General features: G+C 62.4%; 1 protein-coding gene. It reads right to left on the minus strand.

The genetic code is table 11. The features are described from left to right. The coding region (locus AAEZ09_RS29030; protein WP_350601774.1) for a fatty acid cis/trans isomerase at window positions 1-242 on the minus strand (242 nt) is incomplete at both ends.

Here is a 242-nt window from a genome sequence, read left to right on the forward strand (position 1 = left end):
GTGCGTAGCGATCGAATTCCTCCGGCAGCGGACAGGTGTTTTCCCGACCGATGCCGATCTCCAGTTCCGAAGGCAGCTTGGCATTGGGCGTCAGCGGCTGGCCACGGCCAAGCTCCAGCATCCTGGCCATCAGCGCAGCCTGGTTGCCCTGAGCATCAAGAACCGAGGTGAAGCCTTTGCGCCGCCAAGCAGCTTCCCCAGAAGCATCGAGGAACAATCGGCTGGGAGCCTGAGCCTTCACG

The sequence above is a fragment of the Pseudomonas sp. 65/3-MNA-CIBAN-0223 genome, assembly GCF_040310425.1.
Classification (GTDB): domain Bacteria; phylum Pseudomonadota; class Gammaproteobacteria; order Pseudomonadales; family Pseudomonadaceae; genus Aquipseudomonas; species Aquipseudomonas gregormendelii.